Genomic DNA, 23,636 nt, shown 5'->3' on the forward strand with positions numbered 1-23,636 from the left:
TATGTTCCAGAAAAGATCAGCGGAAAAATAACAATATGGCGGAACGCGCTGGAATAAGCTTGCTGATATCAGAACCACCACCCGCTGCGTTTTGCCCGGCGCAAAAACGAGGGCAGTCCCGTCGTTCGCCACGGTAGGTACCCTTCCTCATCCCCGCGTGAAGTGCGAAGCCCGCTCACAAAATCGGCATAATTCACATCATGAAGTGAGCGCAGAATAGCGCCGATCGCAGTTATCTGCCGTGGTTTACGGTTATTATCCTGCCATATCTGGCTGTTTGTGCTGAAATATATTGCCTGGCGAAATTAATTATCTATATCTATTCTTTCCGCACACATGGGCGCCGCAGCCTGCAGATGGCAGGGGCTGCGTACCAAAGGCCGCGATGTATGGGCCTTGCGGCGACATCGCGCTGTGCAGGGAAGCGGGCCGCTGAATATCCCGATGGAGAATAAGATTATTCTCACTTCAAACTGTTGGTAAAAGGAAGTTGTGTGTATTCTTTTAGGTGACAGTGAATTTAAGAATTTGGCGGGCAGATGCCCGGGCAGTATCCGTGTATTATCAGTTCCAATCGATTTGTGACATGTACAATTTTGCAAAACTGCGTGTTTTGCAACCAAACAGGTGAAGATGAATATGGCGAATTTGAAAGCGGTTATTCCGGTCGCAGGACTAGGCATGCATATGCTGCCGGCCACAAAGGCAATTCCAAAGGAGATGCTGCCGATCGTTGATAAGCCAATGATTCAGTACATTGTTGACGAAATCGTCGCCGCCGGGATCAAAGAGATTGTCCTGGTGACGCACTCCTCGAAGAATGCAGTGGAAAACCACTTTGATACCTCCTACGAGCTGGAAGCCCTGCTTGAGCAGCGCGTGAAGCGCCAGCTGCTGGCGGAAGTCCAGGCCATTTGCCCGCCGGGCGTAACCATCATGAACGTGCGCCAGGCACAGCCGCTGGGTCTGGGCCACTCCATCCTCTGCGCCCGCCCGGTAGTCGGGGACAACCCGTTTGTGGTGGTGCTGCCGGATATCATACTCGACGGCGGCACCGCGGACCCGCTGCGCTATAACCTCGCTGCCATGGTCGCCCGTTTTAACGAGACCGGCCGCAGCCAGGTGCTGGCGAAACGCATGCCGGGGGATCTCTCCGAATACTCCGTTATCCAGACCAAAGAGCCCATGGTGGCGGAAGGGCAGGTGGCGCGTATCGTCGAGTTTATTGAAAAACCGGACGAACCTCAGACCCTGGACTCCGACCTGATGGCGGTGGGCCGCTACGTGTTGTCGGCAGATATCTGGGCTGAGCTGGAGCGTACCGAGCCGGGCGCCTGGGGCCGTATCCAGCTAACGGATGCCATTGCCGAACTGGCGAAGAAGCAGTCCGTTGACGCGATGCTGATGACCGGCGAAAGCTATGACTGCGGTAAGAAAATGGGCTACATGCAGGCCTTCGTCACCTACGGAATGCGTAACCTAAAAGAAGGCGCCAAATTCCGCGAAAGCATTAAAAAACTGCTGGCCTGAGCGCCGGCGTAAGGGTGAGCGGCAGGGCAGGGGTATTTTGCCAGGCCGCTCATAACGTTATGCAGAAATTATTCATAACGTGAATGTTATAACGATTGTAAGGAAACGTATAGCTTCGGAGACTTCTGGTAGTTTGTCTCTGGCCTCTGTGGTGCAATGGTCGGAGTAGCGGCAATAATGCTTTGTGAATAGTCACTTAGTGCGACAATTCCTAAAGCGCAGGGAAAGCGGTCAACGTCAGCCAAAAATAAAACTTGACTGCGATCATGTTTCCGCTTTAAACATCTCACTTGCATGCATAAAGATGTGAAATGAATTGGCATGCGAGCTGGTACAGACATTACGGATAATCCCTGAGCACGGCAGTGGACATCATCGAAGGATCATAGGTATATGAACTGGCAACTCATCTCATTTTTTGGCGATAGCACCGTTTTGCTGCCCAGCGCAGCGGCGCTGTTTATTGTCCTGATGCTGCGTAAAACGTCACGGTTGCTGGCGTGGCAGTGGAGTTTGCTGTTCGGCATCACCGGCGCCATCGTCTGCGCCTCCAAACTGGCCTTTATGGGCTGGGGGCTGGGTATTCGCGAGCTGGATTACACCGGCTTCAGCGGCCACTCAGCGCTTTCCTCGGCCTTCTGGCCTATCTTCCTGTGGCTGCTTAGTGCTCGGTTTTCCGCGGGTTTGCAAAAAGCAGCCGTCGCCACCGGCTATATTCTGGCCGCTGTGGTGGGTTATTCACGGTTGGTCATCCATGCGCATTCCGTCTCGGAAGTGATCGCTGGCCTGCTGCTCGGCGCTGCTGGTAGCGCTTTGTTCCTGTTGCTGCAAAAACGAATTTCTAATTCTGATTATAAAACTATACCTTGGGGTGGGGTTGCATGCCTGGTGATGGTTCCGCTTATCCTGTTGCATAGCGGCAGTAAAGCGCCGACTCAGTCCCTGCTGGAGCAAATCGCGACCGCAATTGGGCCGCTGGATAAACCTTTTACCAGAGAAGACCTTCAAAAGCAGGCCTGGTAATCGCCATTTGTTTTACAGGGGAAATTAAGTTTTCGCCGGTTAATTAGACAAATAAGAAAATAATCTACTATATGCCAAGCAATTGATAATTCATATTTATGAAATAATGCAGTGCTACTACATTGTTATTGCCAATTTGCGTGGATATAGCCGTGGTTAGACGTTTCTTAAATGCGTTCAGAAGGCACCTGTTCAATGTTGGATGAATAATCCTTTAACGTGTAACTATTAGAAATTGTAGTTGACTATGGTGTTATTATCTGATTTTTGAATGGAGTAAGCCTCAGGGAAAAGCTCTTTCTTAACAGGTGGTTAGCTGTATCTGTGGTGAAGTGGCGGCGTCAGGTAGATGTTAGAGCGTTGAGAGCAATAAATAATCTTTATTGGCGGGCCGCTTATTTTTCGCCAATAAAACAGCGAATGGGATTAATTGGCAGATATTCGGCAGTAAGACTCCCAATTGTGACCGAAATCCCGTAGACTTAACGCCGCAAAAAATAAAGGCCTGACCAATTTATCACCCACAGGCCGATTAAATACGCCGTTCAGGTAGTCAGTGCGCTGGTAGCTGTTAAGCCAGGGGCGGTAGCGTCGCTGAAACCACTTGCTGCTGTACAAAATCCCTTCTCTGAACGGCTATAAAAATCGATGCACTCTGGGTGATTGACGCCATAAGATATCTATCATGTTCATCAGGTATCCCTTTAACGAGGTCAGGAGCGGCTGCTGATATCGCCTGTTCACCAATTTTCCCGTCTCATTGATAGCCTGTACGGTAAAATTCGCCTACATTGTGAGCTGGGTGGATGTTATAAGGGTGACAAGCAGCTTAGGGTAACTGTACTTGCCTCGCCGGTGTTGCACAGTGAAGTCAGCTGGTGCCGCGAGCGCTTTCTATCTTGGTATTCCCCTCATTCTCATTGAGATACGACTGCGGGGTTGAAAATGGATCTTGTACAATGATAAAAATTGCGCGCATTGCCGTGACGTTGGGCTTGCTTTCCTCACTGGGAGCCCAGGCTTACGCGGCCGGGTTAGTGGTAAATGATAACGATCTGCGAAACGACCTTGCCTGGCTTTCCGATCGCGGGGTCATTCATCTGAGCCTGTCGACCTGGCCGCTGAGCCAGGAAGAGATCGCCCGGGCGCTAAAAAAGGCCAAACCGTCCTATTCTTCTGAGCAAGTGGTGCTGGCCCGTATCAATCAGCGACTGTCTGCTTTAAAAGCTGATTTCCGGGTTACTGGCTATACTTCAACTGACCAGCCGGGGACCCCGCAGGGGTTTGGTCAGACGCAGCCGGCAGATAATTCGTTAGGCCTGGCGTTCAACAACAGCGGCGAGTGGTGGGATGTCCACCTCCAGGGCAACATCGAAGGGGGAGAGCGGATCAGCAACGGCTCGCGCTTCAACGCCAACGGCGCCTACGGCGCGGTGAAGTTCTGGAACCAGTGGCTCTCCTTTGGCCAGGTACCGCAGTGGTGGGGGCCTGGTTATGAAGGCAGCCTGATCCGCGGGGATGCGATGCGGCCTATGACCGGCTTCCTGATGCAGCGGGCAGAGCAGGCGGCTCCAGAGACCTGGTGGTTACGCTGGGTGGGTCCATGGCAGTACCAGATCTCCGCCAGCCAGATGAATCAATATACCGCGGTACCTCATGCCAAAATTATCGGCGGACGCTTTACCTTCACACCGTTCCAGTCATTAGAATTAGGCGCGTCGCGCATTATGCAGTGGGGTGGGGAAGGCCGACCGCAATCCTTCAGTAGCTTCTGGGATGGCTTTACGGGGAAAGACAATACCGGGACAGATAACGAACCTGGTAACCAGCTGGCTGGTTTTGACTTTAAGTTTAAACTCGAGCCAACTCTCGGCTGGCCGGTCAGTTTCTACGGACAGATGATCGGTGAGGATGAGTCAGGTTATCTGCCTTCGGCAAATATGTTCCTCGGCGGGGTTGAAGGACACCACGGATGGGGAAAAGATGCCGTAAACTGGTACCTGGAAGCGCATGATACGCGCACAAATATGAGCCGGACCAATTATAGTTATACCCATCACATCTATAAAGACGGTTACTACCAACAAGGCTATCCGCTAGGTGATGCGATGGGAGGGGATGGTCAGTTGTTCGCTGGCAAGGTTGAACTAATTACTGAGGATAACCAACGCTGGAGCACACGTCTGGTTTATGCCAAAGTCAATCCTAAAGAGCAAACAATTAACAAAGCATTTCCTCATTCTGACACGCTTAAAGGTGTTCAGCTCGGTTGGAGTGGAGACGTTTATCAGTCGGTCCGCCTGAATACCTCCCTGTGGTATACCAATGCTAACAACAGCGACAGCGATGACGTTGGGGCCAGTGCAGGGATAGAGATACCGTTTAGTTTATAAGGCTGAATGCTGAAAATAGGGGAGAGGGAGTGGTAGCGCTGCAGGATGCAGTCAGCTTTTATCTCTCCATAAGCCGGCAGGGAATCAACGGCTATGACAGCTGCTCAGGAATTGGCAAATCTTGTTTTACTGATGATGTGACATTATGAAGAGAAAAATTGTTAGATTTTCGGCATTAGCATTGGCAATTGGGTTTTTATCGGGTTGTACAATCATCCCTGGTCAGGGATTAAATAGTCTGCGTAAGAACGTGGTTGAGCTACCGGACAGTGACTACGATCTGGATAAGTTGGTTAATGTTTATCCGATGACTCCAGGCCTGATCGACCAGCTCCGTCCAGAGACTGTACTTGCTCGTCCAAACCCGCAGCTGGATAATTTACTGCGGAGTTATGAATATCGCATTGGGGTTGGCGACGTATTAATGGTAACCGTTTGGGATCACCCGGAGCTGACAACACCAGCAGGCCAGTACCGTAGCGCCAGCGACACTGGTAACTGGGTCAACTCCGACGGCACCATTTTCTATCCATATATCGGTAAGGTGCAGGTGGCGGGCAAAACCTTGAGCCAGGTACGCCAGGATATCGCAAGCCGTTTAACCACCTATATCGAAAGCCCGCAGGTAGATGTAAGCGTTGCCGCGTTTCGGTCCCAGAAAGTATACGTTACTGGAGAGGTTGCAAAATCAGGACAGCAGCCTATTACCAACATTCCATTAACTGTGATGGATGCGATTAATGCTGCAGGTGGTCTCGCTCCTGATGCCGACTGGAGAAATGTTGTATTAACGCATAACGGAAAAGACACTAAAGTCTCATTGTATGCATTAATGCAAAAAGGGGATTTAAGCGAGAATCATTTACTATACCCAGGGGATATACTTTTCGTTCCACGTAATGATGATCTTAAAGTATTTGTTATGGGCGAGGTTGGTAAACAAAGTACATTGAAAATGGATCGCAGCGGAATGACTGTTGCTGAAGCTTTGGGAAATGCTGAAGGTATTTCTCAAGAAATGAGTGATGCAACTGGTATATTTGTAATTCGACAATTGAAAGATGATAAACAAGGTAAAATTGCTAATATCTATCAATTAAATGCACAAGATGCGTCTGCCATGGTTCTAGGAACAGAGTTCCAATTACAACCATACGATATTGTATATGTAACAACTGCGCCTATCGTTAGGTGGAATCGCGTGATTTCGCAATTGGTTCCGACAATTACCGGAGTTCATGATATTACTGAAACTGGAAAATTTATTAGGACTTGGTGATATATATGTTTGAATCTATATTGGTGGTTTGTACAGGAAATATTTGTCGTTCGCCGATAGCAGAAAGGCTTTTAAGAAACCATTTGCCATTAAAAAAAATTGACTCTGCTGGTACTGGCGCTCTTGTCGGGCACGAAGCAGATGAAACAGCAGCTTTGATCTGTGAAAGAAATGGCTTTACATTAGATGGACATAAAGGACAGCAATTTACATCGTCCCTTGCTAGGAAATATGATCTTATTCTCGTAATGGAAAAAGAACATATAGAGAAAATTTCTGAAATTGCACCCGAAGCAAGAGGTAAGACAATGTTACTAGGATATTGGATTGGGCAGAAGGAGATCCCTGATCCATATCGTAAAAGCTATGAAGCATTTGAATCTGTCTTTGGAACTATTAATCACGCTTGTAAAAGCTGGATTGATAAACTGAATAAATGATCAGGATATAAAGTATGGGATCCGAGGTAAAGAAGAATAATCTATTCTCTGACACAGATGAACTCAATATTGGGCGTCTGATTGGAGAACTAATCGATCATACGAAAATCATTATAGCTATAGTATCTTTTACAACGCTTCTGGCTGTGATGTACGTATTTTTTTCCACTCCTATATACCAAGCTAGTTCGTTGATCCAAGTGGAACAAAAGCAGGGTAATAGTATATTAAATAGCCTAAGTCAAGTGCTGCCCGATACAGCACCTCAATCAGCTCCAGAAATTTCATTATTACAGTCAAGAATGATACTTGGTAAAACTGTTGATGATTTGAATCTGCAGTTAATTGTAAAAAGGAAATACTTTCCACTTTTTGGAAAGGGATGGGCGCGGCTAACAGGCGGAAATGAAGGGAAAATTACTGTCAGTAATTTGAATTTTTTGAACCAAAGTGATGACCCAAATATAATTTCAGTTACAGTATTGTCTGAAAGTGCCTTTAGAGTTGAAGGTGAGGGGTTTGAATATGAAGGTCACGTCGGCAAGCCTTTAAATAACAACAATATTCAGTTATTGATTTCTGGAATTGAAGCAGAACCTGGTTCTGTATTTGACGTCCAAAAGGTATCAAAACTAGAAGCGATAAATAATTTGTCAAAAGCTTTTGCTGTGAATGAGCAAGGCAAAGATACAGGTATGTTAAGTCTAACATTGATTGGTGAAAACCCTAAGTTAATCACTGATATACTTGATAAAATTAGTGATAATTATCTACGCCAAAATATTGATAGGCAGGCTGCTCAAGATGCAAAAAGCTTAGATTTTCTAAATCGCCAATTACCGATTGTGAGAGAAGACCTTGATTCTGCTGAAGATAAGTTAAATGCTTATAGAAGGCAAAAAGATTCAGTGGATTTGTCTTTGGAAGCTAAATCTGTATTAGATCAAATAGTTAATGTTGATAATCAGCTTAATGAATTGACTTTCAAAGAAGCAGAGATCTCACAACTTTATAAGAAAGAGCATCCAACTTATAAAGCGCTACTTGAGAAACGAAATACCTTAGAAAAAGAAAAAGGTCGTTTGAACAAACAGGTTTCAGCAATGCCATCTACTCAACAAGAGATATTAAAGCTCAGTAGGGATGTAGAATCTGGTCGTGCTGTATATATGCAGTTATTAAATAGGCAACAAGAATTAAGCATTGCCAAGTCGAGTGCAATTGGTAACGTGAGAATTATTGACCAAGCTGTAACAGAACCAAAACCGGTACAACCTAGAAAATTATTAGGGATCTTAATTGGTATATTGTCCGGTGCGTTCTTATCAGTTGCATTAATAATTCTTAAAATCTCATTGCGCCGAGGCATAGAATCTCCAGAAGATTTAGAGAACATCGGTATTAATGTTTATGCTAATGTGCCTGTTTCTGAATGGTTGAATAAAAAATCTTTCAAAAATACAACATCTATTGATGGGAATTCGAAAAATACACTTTTATCTTTAACTAATCCCGCTGATATATCTATTGAAGCTATACGCGGATTAAGAACAAGTTTACATTTTGCAATGATGGAAGCACAAAATAAAGTGCTAATGATTACTGGTGCAAGTCCGAACGCAGGTAAAACATTTATAAGTTCTAACCTTTCAGCGATTATTGCTAATTCAGGAAAGAAAGTTTTATATATTGATGCCGACATGCGTAAAGGGTACGTGCATAAGGTATTCGGCATGTCAATTAATAATGGCCTTTCTGATTATTTATCTGGGAAAAGTACAAAAGAAGATGTTGTAAAGAAAATTGATGAAGCTGATTTTGACTTTATATCTAGAGGCCAGATTCCACCTAATCCTGCAGAATTATTGATGCATCCACGGATGCAAGAATTGTTGACATGGGCCGATCGCTTTTATGATCTAATAATCATTGATACACCACCGGTGTTAGCAGTAACGGACCCGGTAATCGTCGGTTCATATGCGGGTACTACGTTATTAGTCGCACGATTTGAAGAGAATACCGCTAAAGAAATTGAAGTAAGTATACGTCGGCTTGAACAAAGTAATGTAAAAGTTAAAGGATGTGTACTAAATGGAGTTGTAAGAAGAGCAAGTAGTCAATATGGGTATGGTTATAACCACTATGGTTATTCATATACTGAAAAAAATTAATTGTTTTAATTATAAGGCCGGCTTTTTAGCCGGCTAAGAAATCATATGATAAAATTCAAAATTAAAATAGATGAGTTAGTCTGGTTTACCTTTCATTTATTTATATTTGTTAAAGCTTTTACGGGGCCATTGACACTTTATCTTGCATATATCCGATTCGCACCTATAGCTTTGATGATATTATTAGTAGGCTATAAATTATGTATAATAATTCCTAAGAAATTAAGTTATATATTACTAATGGTTTTTCTATCAATCTATGTTCTAATTGGTATGAATAACAATTCATTAGTTAGCTCTGTTTTCGGTATTTATATTTTTATTCCATTTTTATTCGCGTTTTTGTATTCAACCGAATTGTATCAAAGGATATTTGTAAATAATTTCAAGTTCAATTTGTTTTATTTCCTTAGTTGTGCGGTAGGTATTTTTTATGTAAATCAATTTGGGGCAGAATGGATAGGTGCTGAACAGGAGATAGCTGGGGTTACGAAAGTTGTTTCGCGTGATTGGATCTCCGATGGAATGATGCGAAACCCTGGGTTTACGGGGACATCGGTTAGTTCCGCTACGTTAGTAATTATCACTTGTACATTTTTGGGATATACGCTTCTTGAAAAGAGAAGGTTTATCAGTCTGTTAGTCATTTTTGCAGTTTCTGCATATTTGATATACCTAACAACAACTAAGACAACGATGGTAACGTTAGGTTTTGTGTTTATTTTGATATTTTGTTCATCTTTTATAACAAAATATATTGTGAAAACAATATTTTTATTCCTGACGTTGTTCTCATATTATTGCATGTTCAATATTAGTAACGTGTCAACGGGGATGTTGACAAATACAATGCTAATAAGGATGTATCAAACATGGCCAAATGCAATGTTGTTACTTGAAACACCTCTGCAGTATTTTTTCGGGAAAGGCTTTGGTTCAATAGGAGTTCCAACATATTACTTCACACCAGCATTGGCAAATTCAGCCGATAATATGTATGTATATTTGTATGTCATATTTGGTGTTTTTAGTATTTTCTTCTCGTTCTTTTTTATGATGAAGTTCTTAAGCTTTGGATTAACCCTGTCAAAATCGACAAAACAATTCTTAATAATATCGTTAGTTATTTTAACAGGTGGTATAACTTCTAATCTCTTTGAAGCATCTTTTTATTCAGTATATGGTGGTGTTATTATAGGCATGATAGTTTCTGAAAAAAAAGAACGAGATATCAAGTTAAATCCTAACTATCAATAATATACTTAGGAGGTGTTATGAAAAAAAGAAAAACATTAATCTCATTAATTTATTGTTTCGCTTTTTTTTATACAAATGCTTTTGCAAGTGAACAAACAATTGGTATTGGAATTCATGCAAATAAATATGACTTAGAAAATGACAACCTTCTTCAGCTTATAGAAAAAAGTGGTTTTAACTCATTTAGACAGGATTTAACGTGGGATTCTGTAGAAAGAACTAAAGGTGTATATGCCATACCGCCAAAGCTTAAACTAGTTGATGAAATAATTCGTGGGGCGAAAAAATACAATATATCCCCTTTGGTTATTCTTGACTATGGAAATAAAAATTACAATAACGGTGGGTATCCTACTAATGAACAAGATATTGCAGCTTTTGCTAAATATGCAAAATGGGTTGCCTCAAATTATAAGGGGCAGGTCAAATATTATGAGATTTGGAATGAATGGACGGTTGGAACAGGAATGAAAGGGAAGGGGGAGATACCTCCACCGCAAATATATTTAGAGTTGGTAAAGAAAACAAGTCAGGCGATTAAATCTGTAGATCCTTCTGCAATCATACTCGCTGGGTCATTTAATCCTCTAAGTCCGACAGGAAGACGCTTAAATATATCTGATAGTGATTGGTTCACGATTCTTATAAACGAGGGTATATTAAATTATATCGATGGTATTTCAATTCATCCTTATTCATTTCTAAATGCAAATAAGAAATTAAGAAATCCCGAATATAATATTAATAAAATTGATCAATTTTATAACAAAATTAAAGATCAAAATATTAAAAAGGTTCCTCTTTATATTACAGAGATCGGAATCCCAACACACGCTGGTCTTGGTGGAGTTGATCCAGTTGAAGCCGCTGATTACGTTGTTAAATATTCTTTATTGGCTAAAAGTAAAAGCTATATAAAAGGTATATGGTGGTATGATTTAAGCAACGATGGCGGCGATATGAAAAACCAAGAGCATAACTTTGGTTTCTATGATTCTAATTTCAATCCAAAACCAGCAGCGAAGGCATTTATAAATTTACAAAAATTTTTAAACAACAAAAGAATTGACAAAATATCGACAACTAACACTAACAACGCTCAGCAATTTAACATTGAAGTAAAAGATTCACTAACACAAAAAGATTATACAATTTATTGGAATGAAAAACAGCTTGAGCAAAATGGACGAATACCATATTTCGGAATAAAAAAACTTAGTGCACAAAATTCAGAAAATTTTGATCAAAAGAATTTAAGTCGAGACGTTTCTGTAAAATAAAATGGTATATTTATGAAAAATCTCTATATAGTGGTGCGTTCTATATCCTTCGGAAAAGGTGTTGGGGGTATGGAAAAAGCTGCTGAACAGCATATTTACGAAATGCACAGTAAAGGATACTGTATTCATCTAGTAGCACCTAAGACAAGAGTTGTGGGTAATATACCATCATTTATAAATCATATTGATGTTCCATGGCCAGTTTGGGATAAATATAAAGTACTCATGACTATGGGGGCTGCATACTATATCTGGTGTAAGAAGGTAGCTAAAAAATTAGGTGTGCGTAGTAATAATATTGATATTATACACTTTCATGGGGCATCGGCTGGCGTTTTAGCTTCGTTAAACACAGAGCTTATTAAAAATAAGGCTACAATTGTTAATCCACATGGTATGGAAGAATTTGGAACAGGTTCCATTCTACGTATAATTAATCGTGGATTCACTAAACATTTACTGCGCAAGGCCTGTTTAGCAGATACCGTCATAGCCACGGATAAAAGGTTGGTTGAAATAGTTAGAAAAAATTTAAACACAGAAAAAATAACTGTAATTCCAAACACTATTGACATAAATGCTTTAAGACGCTTAGTAAAGGAAAAAAAACAAGCGACGGATTATAAAATAGTGAGTGTTGGCAGAATTGAATATAACAAAGGCTATGATATTCTTGCTGAAGCACTTGCTAATTTAACGAAAAAAGAATGGTCTCAAATTAAATTTTCTTGGGATCACTATGGGCGTGGCAAAAATAAAGTTGATATTGAAAATTTTTGTAGAAAAAACAATGTCAAACTTAATATCATTTCCGCAGCATCTGATGAAGACGTACAAACTGCAATAGCATGCTCCAGTTTGTTTGTTCAACCCTCCCGCTATGAGGGCAGCAGTTTAACAACGTTAGAAGCGATGACGCATGGTGCTCTTATAGTTGCAATGCCTGTTGGTGGCATACCTGATAAAATTTTCGATAAATATACAGGTTTTTTATGTAAAGAAGTTAGTAGCATTGCTTTAGAGAAGAGTTTGATAGAAGCAATGAAATCAGAAGAACAAGAAGTGATCCGTAAAAACGCTAGGCACTATGTAGAAGAGAATTTTGACATCCATATTTCAACTGAAAAATATGATTGTATATATAAAAAATTTTTAGCTGAAAAGGAAATCAAATGATTTTTTACTGTGAGGCAAGGATCTTTAGTGGGCAAGAACGCATGTATTTAATTGCTGCCTGTGCAATGTCATTTTCCGAAAAGTCCATTATCATTATTAATGAATCAAACTTAATTGCAATAGATTATTGTAAAGAAAATGGAAACTTCTCAGAAATTATTACCATCAAAGATTTCGATCCAAAATTTTCATCATTGTATGTTTGGTTTCGATGGAAAAGAATATATTCATTTATTAAACTGCTTAAGGCCAAACACCCTGTTTATAAGACTCTATGCGTATCGCAAGGTAGAATTGAATCTGGAAACATAGCTATAATAGCTGCAAAGTTATTAAGAAAAAAAATTATCTCTTACATTCCTATGGTCCATTACCATTTTCAAATGGAGCAAAGAAGCATATCCACAATAATTAAAGATATGTTATGTGTTCCTCTTTATAAATTACCTAATTCTTTTATTACTATAAGCAATGCCGTTGCTAATGATCTTAAGGAGAAGACTTCTGCAAATGTGCTGGTAGTTGAAAATTTCATTGATAAGAAGAATTATCAAAAAATTGACAACCCGCCTCCTTCATTTAATGAAAAAAATGTTATTAAAATAGTATTACCTGGCAGGTTATTAAACAAACAAAAAGGTCAATTAGATTTCGTTGAAGCTATTAATTATCTAAAAAATGAGAATTGCAAAGATATCGTTTGTTATATTGTTGGTGAAGGTCCGGACAAGAAGATTATTAATGAACACATTAAACGATATAAACTTAGTGAAACAATTCACCTATTAGGCAACCGTAACGACCTAGTAAGTATTATGGATGGATGTGATTTAGTAGTACTACCTTCAAGATTTGAAGGTGTTCCTCTCGTATTGCTAGAAGCGGCTCTACTACAAAAACATATTATTGCCTCTGACATAGTTGGATTTAATGATTATTTGCATGCTGAATGTTTATTTAAACCATCGAACCCTATAAGTTTAGCAAATAAAATCAAAGAATATATTAAATCTGATGGAAAACCAACATACTATAAAGCAACTTTGAGTAATGTGTTAATGCGTAATGAAAATCAGTTTAAAAATGATTTTATCACCGCTTTGAAAAAATTATCTTAATAAAACTTACAAGCTGAAAAGGGTTACTAATGGAAAACAAAGATATCGTGTTATTATCTACTGCCGACTGGGATAATCCTTTCTGGACAAATAAACAACATGTCGCGGTAGAATTATCCAGACTTGGCTTTAAAGTATTTTATATTGATTCCCTTGGTCTTAGAGCTCCCTCGCTTAATAAAAAAGATTTAACTCGAGCAATAAAACGTATATTCAAAATGTTTAAAGCTCCACGCCATGTACGAGAAAATCTATGGGTTTGGTCGCCAGTAACTCTCCCATGGAATAAGTATAAACTAATAAGGAGTTTTAATAGACTTTATTTGAAAGGAATGATAGGTTTTTGGACAAAGCATCTTAAATTCAGAGATAAGGTTTTATGGACGTATAATCCACTTACTAAAAGACTACTTAATTTAAAAGATTATAGTTATGTTGTTTATCATTGTGTTGATGAGATTAAGGCTCAACCAGGAATGCCGGTTTCAATTTTAGAAGAATCAGAAAATGAGTTAATAGTTAATTCTGATATAGTCTTTGTCACTGCCCCGAAGCTATATGAATCTCGTAAGTTATTAAACGACAGAACCTATTATCACTCAAATGTAGCTGATTTCAATCATTTCAACACGAGCATTACTGAAGGTTACGAAAGACCAAAGGATTTGAAAAATATTGAAGGACCGATTCTTGGATTTATCGGTGCAATTAGTAGTTACAAAGTTAATTTTGAATTACTATCTTCGCTGGCAAAAAGCAGACCACAATATCATATTGTACTAATAGGTTTGGTTGGAGAGGGGGATCCTAATACAGATGTTTCAATTTTAGAAAATCATAAGAATATTCACCTTTTAGGACCAAAGGAATATGATGAGTTGCCATCATATCTGAAATATTTTGATGTTGCACTTTTACCTAATATGATTAATTCTTACACAGATAACATGTTTCCAATGAAGTTTTTTGAGTATCTTGCAGCAGGTAGAAAAGTTGTATCAGTTAATTTAAAGGCTATTCAAGAATTTAAGGACTATGTTTATATTAGTACCACGAATGAAGAATTTATAGAGGGTGTTGATAAAGCTTTAGACGGTGATGCTATTCCATTAGAGAAAAGATTAGAACTAGCTCGACAATATACATATCAATCGAGAACAAAAAAAATGCTAGATTTAATTGAGAATAACGATAATTCTATTTATAAAGGATAAATAAGTTGTCGACAGATAAAAATAAACGTATAGCAAAAAATACTATAATGCTATACTCGCGAATGATCATGATTATGATCGTTTCGCTATATACATCAAGAATTTTACTACAAGCTTTAGGTGTTAAAGATCTAGGTATATATAGTATTATCGCAGGAGTAATTGTACTTTTTGGTTTTATTCAAAACGTTACTACTCTTGCAACTCAAAGATTTCTATCAATGGGGTTGGGGCGAAACGATTATGTTTGGACAAACAGAGCATTTAATACTAGTGTTGTAGTACATTTTGGTATAGCAATAATTATTTTATTTTTAGGTGAAACAATTGGCCTTTGGTTTGTAAATTCACATTTAAGTATTCCTTCTGATCGGGTAAAAGATGTAGCATGGATTTTCCATTTCTCACTTTTAGCTCTATCTGTACAAATATTACAAACACCTTTTATTGCGTCAATTATAGCCTGTGAAAGGATGGAGGTTTATGCAAAGATTGGTGTATTGGATGCTTTTCAACGATGGTTCATTGTTTTTCTTTTAGGAGCATTTAGTTTTAATGACAATTTAAAGGCATATGCTGTTCTAGTATTATGTGGGTATTTGTTTATTTTTCTTTGTTATTTTTTATTTTGCATTGTGAAGTTCGAAATATGCAAAATGGATTTGAAAGTTGATAAAAAAATACTTATTGAGATGTTTTCGTTTTCCGGTTGGACACTTCTCGGTTCAATAAGTGTTGTTGCATTGTCTCAAGGAATTGCGATATTAGTAAATATATTCTTTGGTGTTGTTGCTAATGCATCTCTTGGTTTATCAGATCAAGTATTGGCTGCTATTAATAGAGTTACTGGGAATTTTCAAACTGCATTTAATCCTCAGATAATTAAATCTTACGCTGCGGGTGATTTATCTTATCTTAATAAATTACTCACACAAGCAAGCAAATTATCGTTTGGACTTGTTTTGCTTGCAGTAGTTCCATTATTCACGGACACCCATTTTATTTTATCAATATGGCTGAATACTGTACCCGAGTATTTAGTTTCACTTGTAAAAATTGTAGTGTTATATGTTTTGATCGATTGTCTTTCTGGACCTTTTGTAACAGTAATTTATGCTGTTGGAAAACTTAAACGTTATCAAATAACAATCAGTTGTATTATTCTTCTCAATTTACTTTTTGCAGTTGTTTTGGTATATAGCCGATTGCCATTATATGTTGTCGTATTTGCTCGTGTAAGCTCTACTTTATTATTATTATTCTATCGGATGAAAATTGTAAGTGGTGTAATAGATTATGACATAAGAGGGTATGTATTAAATGTTTTAATAAAGTTATTCATCGTTGCAACCGTTTCTTTTATAATTGCTTATTGGATTGATATATTCCTTCCCGAAACATATGTTGGACTAATGGCTTTAACTTTACTATCAAGTTTGTTTGTTTTGATTCTTTTTTACTTTTTTGTATTATCAAAAGATGAGAAAAACTTTTGCAATCAGAAAGGTAAGAAAATTTACAGTAAGATATTTAATTGATTTTTAAGGTGAGAACATGAGTAAGTATGGTGTTATCGTTTATGAGGGTGGGAAATTTGAAGAGCAAAATCTCCTTAACCTAGGTGACTATGTTCAAAGTACAGCGGCTAAACAATTTCTACCTTCAGTAGATCATTACATCACGCGTGAAGGAATGCATCGATACAACGATGAAACTGTAAAGATGATAATGAATGCGTGGTATATGGCCAATCCTGAGAACTTTCCCCCATCAACAAAAATAGAACCATTATATGTATCAGTGCATCTGAATTCTTCAATAGTAGACAGAATTTTTAGACCAGAAGTTATTGAACATTTTAAAAAACATGAACCAATAGGTTGTAGAGATAATCATACTAGAGATTTACTATTAGCTAAAGGAATTGATGCCTACTATTCAGGATGTATGACTTTAACACTTGGCCATTCATATAAACGTACAAAAATTACCGATGAAGTAATTTTTGTCGATATCATGCATGACTCATTATCAATGAAGCAGTTAATCAAACAACCACTTCGTTTAGGAAAAAGAATCCTTAATGGTAGGATTAAAGAGCTTACGATCAAAAGAGATATTCTCCAAAAATATTTTGAAGAGGACGTTTTAGACAACGCTGTCTATATTGATCAAATGGTTCCTTATATTTCTGCTGAAGTTGGATTCCAAAAAGCTGACGCTTATTTGAAACGATTATCTGCTGCACGCTTTGTTGTAACATCGAGAATCCATACTGCCCTGCCTTGTTTGGCAATGGGTACACCAGTTATTTTTGTTAATGGTGGATTCAAAACTAAAGTTGATAATTGTAGATTTGATGGACTATTTGATTTCTTTAACCGTATCGATGTTGAAGCGTCTGGTAAATCTCATTGTAACTTCAATTTTGATGGAAATAAAATTGGTATGAATACTACTCTTACCAATAAAGATTTACATGTCCCATATGCTAATGATCTAATTGAGAAATGCCTCTCCTTTGTTAAGGATTGAATATAACCTTATATAATGCTGCCGGCTGTTAGCCGGCAAAATAAATTATTTAGCATATCGATGAAATTAATTTTTTAAAAAGTACGTTTGTATTAATTAAACAATAGTAATGGTTTACCAAAAAGTAATTTTAAATTTGGCGATTGTACTAAGTAAAATTTTAAGGGATAAATTATGTCGCAGGATATTAGTGTTGGTATTGTAGCTGATTGGCTAGTAACTTATGCTGGCGCAGAGCGAGTTATTAAAGAATTCATTGAACTCTATCCGAGTTCTGAATTATACGCTCTTGTCGAATATCTTTCAGATGAAGATAGAAATTTTTTTCAAGGAAAAAAAGCTACCACTAGCTTCGTCCAAAATTTACCCTTTGCAAAAAAGAAATATCAAAAATATTTACCATTCATGCCTTTTGCGGTAGAACAATTAGACGTGACCAAGCACAATGTTGTTATTTCAAGTAGTCATGCCGTTGCAAAAGGCGTATTGACGGGGCCAGATCAGTTGCATATTAGTTACGTACACTCGCCAATTAGATATGCTTGGGATATGCAGTTTCAGTATCTAAAAGAGTCTGGTCTTGATAAAGGTATCAAAGGATTGTTAGCTAAATGGATTCTTCATAAAATACGCATGTGGGATTATCGAACTTCTAATGGCGTAGATCATTTTATTGCTAACTCTCATTTTATTGCCCGTCGTATCATGAAGGTATATGGAAGGCAAGCTGATGTAATTTATCCTCCTGTTGATGTTCATCGTTTTGAGTTAGTAGATCAGAAAGAAGATTTTTATCTCACAGCATCGCGATTAGTTCCTTACAAAAGAATCGACTTGATTGTTGAGGCATTTAGCAAAATGCCCAACAAGAAATTAGTTGTTATTGGTGATGGTAGTGAAATGATGAAAATAAAAAATAAAGCCAAAGGTAACGTGGAGATATTAGGATATCAGCCGAATAGTGTCATGGAGGATTATATGAAAAAAGCGAAAGCTTTTGTTTTTGCTGCAGAAGAGGATTTTGGAATTACTCCAGTCGAAGCTCAAGCATGTGGTACTCCTGTAATTGCTTTTGGTAAAGGCGGTTCACTGGAAACTGTCAGGCCGTATGGTGTAGCTCAAGCAACTGGTTTCTTTTTTGAACAACAAACAATAAGTTCTTTGATCAATGCCGTAAATAGTTTCGAAGAAAATTCTCATAATATTAACCCTAGTGATTGCCGAAATAACGCCTTAAAATTTTCTGCAGAAAGATTTCGCGACGAGTTTAATTCTTATGTATCAACAAAATGGTTGGATTTTAATACCTCAAAAAGTATTGAGTATTAATTATGTTGCTTTTTCAACTGTAACATACGTTTGTATTTATTGTTGTTAGTCAGTTGTGAATATGAGTAAAATACATATGATAACATTTTCCCATCGTGTTCGTGCGAATGCTAATGCGTCAATAATCTCTTTAGTGCAAAGGTTTTCTGATATTGCTATTATTTTTTTAGGTTTGTATACAACTTGCTTGTTTTATAATTTCAATATTTCTTATAAAGCAAATTTAATCGGTCTAACGGCTCTTGTTGTATTTCAAATGATTGGCGGAATTACTGATTTCTATCGCTCATGGAGAGGTGTGAAGATCTCTGCCGAACTTATTATGATAATCAAAAACTGGACACTGAGTATAATACTTACATCTGGATTAATTTCACTTTTCCCAGATTTCGATATTAGTGTGAAAGTGTTTATATTTTGGTATTTCTTTGTTGTGTTGGGTTTCATTTTTTGCCGTACTTTTATACGTCTTGGTGCTGGAGTGTTACGCAAGTTAGGTTACAATACACGGCGAGTTGCTGTCGTCGGCTCTTCCCCTGCTGCTATTAGTTTACTTCAGAGTTTTTTAGAGGAACCGTGGTTGGGGTTCGTTGTTAAAGGTATTTATGATGATAAGCCACAGATCGAATATGGTAATGTGCCTTATGGTGGTTCATTGTCTACATTAATAGCCCAAGCTAGGGCAGGTGAAATTGATCGTATATATATTGCACTGAGTATGAAAGATGAGCAAATTATAAAAGATCTTGTGTCAAAACTTACAGATACTACCTGTTCAGTGTTACTTATACCGGATGTGTTCACGTTTAATATTTTGCAGTCTCGAACTGAAGAAATCAATGGCGTACCCGTAGTACCTCTTTTTGATACGCCATTGAGCGGTATCAATATGTTGTTCAAGAGGTTAGAAGACATTGTTGTCTCTAGTATTATTCTAGTACTAATTTCTCCTGTGCTTATTGGCATTGCTTTCGCAGTAAAATTTTCTTCACCTGGTCCAATTATTTTTCGTCAAATACGATATGGTATGGATGGTAAACCTATTAAGGTTTGGAAATTCCGTTCGATGACTGTTATGGAAAATGACGATAAAGTAATACAAGCTACAAAAAATGATGTACGAGTGACAAAGGTTGGACGTTTCCTTAGAAGTACCTCACTAGATGAGTTACCTCAGTTTTTTAATGTATTATTTGGTCAGATGTCTGTTGTTGGCCCACGCCCGCATGCTGTCTCTCATAACGAACAGTATAGATCTCTTATTCAAGGTTACATGCTTCGACATAAGGTTAAACCGGGTATTACTGGCTTGGCTCAAATCAACGGTTGGCGTGGAGAGACAGATACATTAGAGAAAATGGAGAAGCGAATTGAATACGATTTGCTATACATTCGTGGTTGGAGTATATGGTTAGATTTGAAAATTATTTTCCTTACTATCTTCAAAGGCTTTATCAATAAGTCAGCTTATTAAGTAATATTTACCTTAACCTGCTACGTGTTCTAAGTCTTACATGATGTTTTATAATATTTAAATTGAGGTCTAAATGGCTAATGATATTGGCTTTAACAAAAACTCTAGAATCCAAACACTGCGCGGCATAGCTGCGCTTTCAGTTGTTGTGGATCATACATTAACTCAATTTAATATATATTACCATCTTGAAGGAATAACCGGGGGAATATTACGTAATTTGCAAGGGATTGGTACTATTGGTGTTTATGTGTTCTTTATTGTTAGTGGATATATAATGTCCTTAACGACTTTTAATAAAACATGGGATAAAAAGGCTTCTTCTGTTTTTTTAAAGAAAAGAATTATTCGTATCTATCCTATTTATTGGTTTTGGCTGACATTACTTCTCGTGGCTTGGTTTGCAGGCTTAGCTTTGAAACAACATCATTATTCCTTTGAAAAAATAGTTTCATCTTATTTGCTTTTACCATATTCCGATGAAGAACCCAGCAAAATAAATCCAGTCCTTGGCCAAGGGTGGACTCTTATATATGAAATGTTTTTTTACATTTTCTTTTCTATATTGATTCTAACAAATATACCTAAGCGTAAGGTATTAATTGTTTCCTTTTTGTTTTTTTCTTTAATAATAGTACTAGGTAAAGGTTCGATAACAGGAATTCCATATATCGATTTTTTTATATCTTCAAAGTTATTTTATTTTTTTGTTTTCGGTATTTTTATTTATAATTATTGCGATAAGATTATCAATCTGTTTTCTTCTGTTATTTCCATGTATTTAAGTATATCAATTTGTTTTGTATTGTTTTTTGTTATCGCTTTGGGTATTGTCCCCGAAGAGTTTAGTAAAGTAGCAATGGTCTTTTTTGCTATTATTTTCTTTCTTGTATGGTTTTCCAAAGGTTCATGCAATAAGTACTTAGTTATCTTAGGAGACTCCTCTTACTCTCTATATCTATGCCATACTTTTATTGTTATGGGATTCGGTGTTGTTTGTAAGAAATTTGACCTTTCAATGATGATGCTTTCTATAATAGGAATGTTAACTATAATATTATCGGTCATTGTAGGGTTGTGTAGTTACTTCTTGCTTGAAAAGAAATTACATGCAATTTTTATACAAAAAAAAACCACATCAAATAATGCCTTCTAAAGGCTTATTTTAATAAAGGCTTTTTTGCTTGTCTCTGTTATGCATCATTTTACCCTATGCACTTAAGCACCATTGCGCTAATATGAACATCAAAATTAAGCTGCGAACATGTCGCAGTGACCACACCTGACAGGAGTATGTAATGTCCAAGCAACAGATCGGGGTTGTCGGTATGGCCGTGATGGGGCGCAACCTAGCGCTGAACATCGAAAGCCGTGGTTATACCGTCTCCGTTTTTAACCGCTCCCGTGAAAAGACCGAAGAAGTTATTGCCGAAAATCCAGGCAAGAAACTGGTTCCTTACTACACAGTACAAGAGTTTGTTGAATCCCTCGAAAAACCACGTCGTATCCTGTTGATGGTGAAGGCCGGGGCTGGCACCGACAGCGCTATCGATTCCCTGAAGCCTTACCTCGACAAAGGCGACATCATCATTGATGGCGGCAATACCTTCTTCCAGGACACTATCCGTCGTAATCGTGAGCTGTCTGCCGAAGGTTTTAACTTTATCGGTACCGGTGTTTCCGGTGGTGAAGAGGGAGCTCTGAAAGGGCCTTCCATCATGCCTGGTGGGCAGAAAGAAGCCTATGAGCTGGTCGCTCCGATTCTGAAGCAGATTGCTGCGGTTGCTGAAGACGGTGAGCCATGTGTGACCTATATCGGTGCTGACGGTGCTGGCCATTATGTGAAGATGGTTCATAACGGCATCGAGTATGGAGACATGCAACTGATTGCCGAAGCTTATGCACTGTTGAAAGGCGGTCTGGCGCTTTCCAACGAAGAGCTTGCGCAAACCTTCACCGAATGGAACGAAGGTGAACTGAGCAGCTACCTGATCGATATTACCAAAGATATCTTCACTAAGAAGGATGAAGAAGGTAAGTACCTCGTTGATGTCATTCTTGATGAAGCTGCAAACAAAGGTACCGGCAAGTGGACCAGCCAGAGCTCACTGGATCTCGGCGAACCTCTGTCTCTGATTACCGAGTCCGTATTTGCTCGTTATATCTCTTCGCTAAAAGACCAGCGTGTAGCCGCGTCGAAAGTGCTGAGTGGTCCGCAGGCTCAGCCGGCCGGCGATAAAGCTGAATTTATCGAAAAAGTGCGTCGCGCGTTGTACCTCGGTAAAATCGTTTCCTATGCTCAGGGCTTCTCCCAGTTGCGTGCTGCTTCCGATGAATACAACTGGGATCTGAACTACGGCGAAATCGCTAAGATTTTCCGCGCTGGCTGTATCATTCGTGCGCAGTTCCTGCAGAAGATCACCGATGCTTATGCGCAAAACGCTGGCATTGCTAACCTCCTGCTGGCGCCGTACTTCAAACAGATCGCTGATGACTATCAGCAAGCGCTACGTGATGTCGTGGCTTATGCCGTGCAGAATGGTATTCCGGTACCGACGTTCTCTGCCGCAATTGCCTACTACGACAGCTACCGTTCCGCAGTTCTGCCAGCTAACCTGATTCAGGCTCAGCGTGATTACTTTGGTGCGCACACCTATAAGCGTACTGATAAAGAAGGTGTATTCCACACAGAATGGTTGGAATAAATTTCTTCACACAGTCAGGCCATTTGGCCTGACTGTTTTTAAATTTATATTTAATGTTGCAACCTGACCTTAAGCATTTCCTTTCTAAAAATATTTCTAATATCTAATTTTTAACCTTTTTAAGAATTTGCCATATTTATTATCTTGTACGCCTATATTAATCTGCTTCTGGCCTCAGTAAATTACTGGGTGTTAAATAACAGGGTTTTAATTAAAGGAAATTAATATGTTACTTCCTGTGATAATGGCTGGCGGTACCGGCAGTCGTCTCTGGCCGATGTCTCGCGAGCTTTACCCGAAACAGTTCCTCCGGCTGTACGGGCAGAACTCCATGCTGCAGGAAACCATCACCCGACTCTCGGGCCTTGAAATCCATGAACCGATGGTCATCTGTAACGAAGAGCACCGCTTCCTGGTGGCCGAACAGCTGCGCCAGCTCAACAAGCTGTCCAACAACATTATTCTTGAGCCGGTCGGGCGCAACACCGCCCCGGCCATCGCCCTGGCGGCCCTCCAGGCCACCCGTCACGGCGACGACCCGCTGATGCTGGTCCTCGCCGCCGACCATATCATCAATAACCTGCCGGTCTTCCACGACGCCATCCGCGTCGCCGAGCAGTATGCCGATGAAGGCCATCTGGTCACCTTCGGTATCGTGCCGAACGCCCCGGAAACCGGCTACGGTTACATCCAGCGCGGCGTGGCCCTC

The 23,636-nt window shown here is 39.2% G+C and carries 17 protein-coding genes and 2 pseudogenes; 18 read left to right on the forward strand and 1 reads right to left on the reverse strand.

Going from position 1 to position 23,636, the window contains the following annotated elements; all coding sequences use genetic code 11:
* The first annotated feature begins 633 nt into the window (after positions 1–633).
* Positions 634–1,608: pseudogene (gene galF, locus N438_RS22470) on the forward strand (GalU regulator GalF).
* Positions 1,609–1,923: 315 nt separating this feature from the next.
* Positions 1,924–2,553, forward strand: a complete 630-nt coding sequence (locus N438_RS22475; protein ID WP_048964962.1) for a phosphatase PAP2 family protein — start codon at positions 1,924–1,926, stop codon at positions 2,551–2,553.
* Positions 2,554–3,098: 545 nt separating this feature from the next.
* Here the strand turns inward: N438_RS22475 and N438_RS29180 are convergent.
* Positions 3,099–3,226: pseudogene (locus N438_RS29180) on the reverse strand (hypothetical protein).
* Positions 3,227–3,512: 286 nt separating this feature from the next.
* On the opposite strand from N438_RS29180, the gene N438_RS22480 reads away from it, so the two are divergent.
* From N438_RS22480 to N438_RS22550, 16 genes are all read left to right on the forward strand, one after another.
* On the forward strand, positions 3,513–4,946 hold the full coding sequence (locus N438_RS22480; RefSeq protein ID WP_116696522.1) for a capsule assembly Wzi family protein: 1,434 nt from the start codon (positions 3,513–3,515) through the stop codon (positions 4,944–4,946).
* A gap of 145 nt (positions 4,947–5,091) precedes the next feature.
* Positions 5,092–6,225: a polysaccharide export protein gene (locus N438_RS22485; protein ID WP_048964960.1), complete on the forward strand. Its 1,134-nt coding sequence runs from the start codon at positions 5,092–5,094 to the stop codon at positions 6,223–6,225.
* Positions 6,226–6,230: 5 nt separating this feature from the next.
* Positions 6,231–6,665: a protein-tyrosine-phosphatase gene (locus tag N438_RS22490; RefSeq protein WP_042004748.1), complete on the forward strand. Its 435-nt coding sequence runs from the start codon at positions 6,231–6,233 to the stop codon at positions 6,663–6,665.
* A 14-nt stretch (positions 6,666–6,679) separates the two neighbouring features.
* Positions 6,680–8,839: a polysaccharide biosynthesis tyrosine autokinase gene (locus N438_RS22495; RefSeq protein WP_048964959.1), complete on the forward strand. Its 2,160-nt coding sequence runs from the start codon at positions 6,680–6,682 to the stop codon at positions 8,837–8,839.
* A 45-nt stretch (positions 8,840–8,884) separates the two neighbouring features.
* Positions 8,885–10,096 carry a hypothetical protein gene (locus N438_RS22500; protein WP_048964958.1) on the forward strand — a complete coding sequence of 404 codons (1,212 nt, stop codon included), beginning with the start codon at positions 8,885–8,887 and terminating at the stop codon, positions 10,094–10,096.
* A gap of 17 nt (positions 10,097–10,113) precedes the next feature.
* On the forward strand, positions 10,114–11,376 hold the full coding sequence (locus N438_RS22505; protein ID WP_080895345.1) for a cellulase family glycosylhydrolase: 1,263 nt from the start codon (positions 10,114–10,116) through the stop codon (positions 11,374–11,376).
* Positions 11,377–11,388: 12 nt separating this feature from the next.
* Positions 11,389–12,552, forward strand: a complete 1,164-nt coding sequence (locus N438_RS22510; protein ID WP_116696523.1) for a glycosyltransferase family 4 protein — start codon at positions 11,389–11,391, stop codon at positions 12,550–12,552.
* Complete coding sequence (locus tag N438_RS22515; protein WP_116696524.1) at positions 12,549–13,670, forward strand: glycosyltransferase; 1,122 nt, start codon at positions 12,549–12,551, stop codon at positions 13,668–13,670. The genes N438_RS22510 and N438_RS22515 overlap by 4 nt, the downstream gene beginning before the upstream one ends.
* 29 nt (positions 13,671–13,699) lie before the next feature.
* The gene (locus N438_RS22520; RefSeq protein WP_075206960.1) at positions 13,700–14,884 is read left to right on the forward strand and encodes a glycosyltransferase; all 1,185 of its coding nucleotides are present in this window, start codon (positions 13,700–13,702) and stop codon (positions 14,882–14,884) included.
* Positions 14,885–14,952: 68 nt separating this feature from the next.
* On the forward strand, positions 14,953–16,422 hold the full coding sequence (locus tag N438_RS27620) for a hypothetical protein (RefSeq protein ID WP_133246606.1): 1,470 nt from the start codon (positions 14,953–14,955) through the stop codon (positions 16,420–16,422).
* A gap of 16 nt (positions 16,423–16,438) precedes the next feature.
* Positions 16,439–17,419: a polysaccharide pyruvyl transferase family protein gene (locus N438_RS22525; protein ID WP_048964955.1), complete on the forward strand. Its 981-nt coding sequence runs from the start codon at positions 16,439–16,441 to the stop codon at positions 17,417–17,419.
* Positions 17,420–17,593: 174 nt separating this feature from the next.
* A complete protein-coding gene (locus tag N438_RS22530) occupies positions 17,594–18,748 on the forward strand; it encodes a glycosyltransferase family 4 protein (RefSeq protein ID WP_048964954.1) in 1,155 nt (384 codons plus the stop codon).
* 76 nt (positions 18,749–18,824) lie between these two features.
* Positions 18,825–20,222 (forward strand): undecaprenyl-phosphate glucose phosphotransferase, encoded by a 1,398-nt coding sequence (gene wcaJ / locus N438_RS22535; protein WP_048964953.1) that lies wholly within the window; start codon positions 18,825–18,827, stop codon positions 20,220–20,222.
* A 73-nt stretch (positions 20,223–20,295) separates the two neighbouring features.
* On the forward strand, positions 20,296–21,378 hold the full coding sequence (locus tag N438_RS22540; RefSeq protein WP_048964952.1) for an acyltransferase: 1,083 nt from the start codon (positions 20,296–20,298) through the stop codon (positions 21,376–21,378).
* 142 nt (positions 21,379–21,520) lie between these two features.
* Positions 21,521–22,927, forward strand: coding sequence for an NADP-dependent phosphogluconate dehydrogenase (gndA, locus tag N438_RS22545; RefSeq protein WP_048964951.1), 1,407 nt, complete (start codon positions 21,521–21,523; stop codon positions 22,925–22,927).
* Between the two features lie 226 nt (positions 22,928–23,153).
* Positions 23,154–23,636 (forward strand): sugar phosphate nucleotidyltransferase (locus N438_RS22550; protein WP_165818816.1); only part of this gene is annotated, 483 nt, incomplete at its 3' end.

Source organism: Klebsiella sp. GL120222-02, assembly GCF_003097195.1.
Taxonomy (GTDB): domain Bacteria; phylum Pseudomonadota; class Gammaproteobacteria; order Enterobacterales; family Enterobacteriaceae; genus Klebsiella; species Klebsiella variicola.

Coding starts and splice junctions, on each gene's coding strand:
- N438_RS22500 (WP_048964958.1), top strand. CDS start 8,885: ATGATAAAATTCAAAATTAAAATAGATGAGTTAGTCTGGTTTACCTTT.
- gndA (WP_048964951.1), top strand. CDS start 21,521: ATGTCCAAGCAACAGATCGGGGTTGTCGGTATGGCCGTGATGGGGCGC.
- N438_RS22495 (WP_048964959.1), top strand. CDS start 6,680: ATGGGATCCGAGGTAAAGAAGAATAATCTATTCTCTGACACAGATGAA.
- N438_RS22490 (WP_042004748.1), top strand. CDS start 6,231: ATGTTTGAATCTATATTGGTGGTTTGTACAGGAAATATTTGTCGTTCG.
- N438_RS22530 (WP_048964954.1), top strand. CDS start 17,594: ATGTCGCAGGATATTAGTGTTGGTATTGTAGCTGATTGGCTAGTAACT.
- N438_RS22540 (WP_048964952.1), top strand. CDS start 20,296: ATGGCTAATGATATTGGCTTTAACAAAAACTCTAGAATCCAAACACTG.
- N438_RS22505 (WP_080895345.1), top strand. CDS start 10,114: ATGAAAAAAAGAAAAACATTAATCTCATTAATTTATTGTTTCGCTTTT.
- N438_RS22525 (WP_048964955.1), top strand. CDS start 16,439: ATGAGTAAGTATGGTGTTATCGTTTATGAGGGTGGGAAATTTGAAGAG.
- N438_RS22510 (WP_116696523.1), top strand. CDS start 11,389: ATGAAAAATCTCTATATAGTGGTGCGTTCTATATCCTTCGGAAAAGGT.
- N438_RS22520 (WP_075206960.1), top strand. CDS start 13,700: ATGGAAAACAAAGATATCGTGTTATTATCTACTGCCGACTGGGATAAT.
- N438_RS22485 (WP_048964960.1), top strand. CDS start 5,092: ATGAAGAGAAAAATTGTTAGATTTTCGGCATTAGCATTGGCAATTGGG.
- N438_RS22515 (WP_116696524.1), top strand. CDS start 12,549: ATGATTTTTTACTGTGAGGCAAGGATCTTTAGTGGGCAAGAACGCATG.
- wcaJ (WP_048964953.1), top strand. CDS start 18,825: ATGATAACATTTTCCCATCGTGTTCGTGCGAATGCTAATGCGTCAATA.
- N438_RS22475 (WP_048964962.1), top strand. CDS start 1,924: ATGAACTGGCAACTCATCTCATTTTTTGGCGATAGCACCGTTTTGCTG.
- N438_RS27620 (WP_133246606.1), top strand. CDS start 14,953: ATGATTATGATCGTTTCGCTATATACATCAAGAATTTTACTACAAGCT.
- N438_RS22480 (WP_116696522.1), top strand. CDS start 3,513: ATGATAAAAATTGCGCGCATTGCCGTGACGTTGGGCTTGCTTTCCTCA.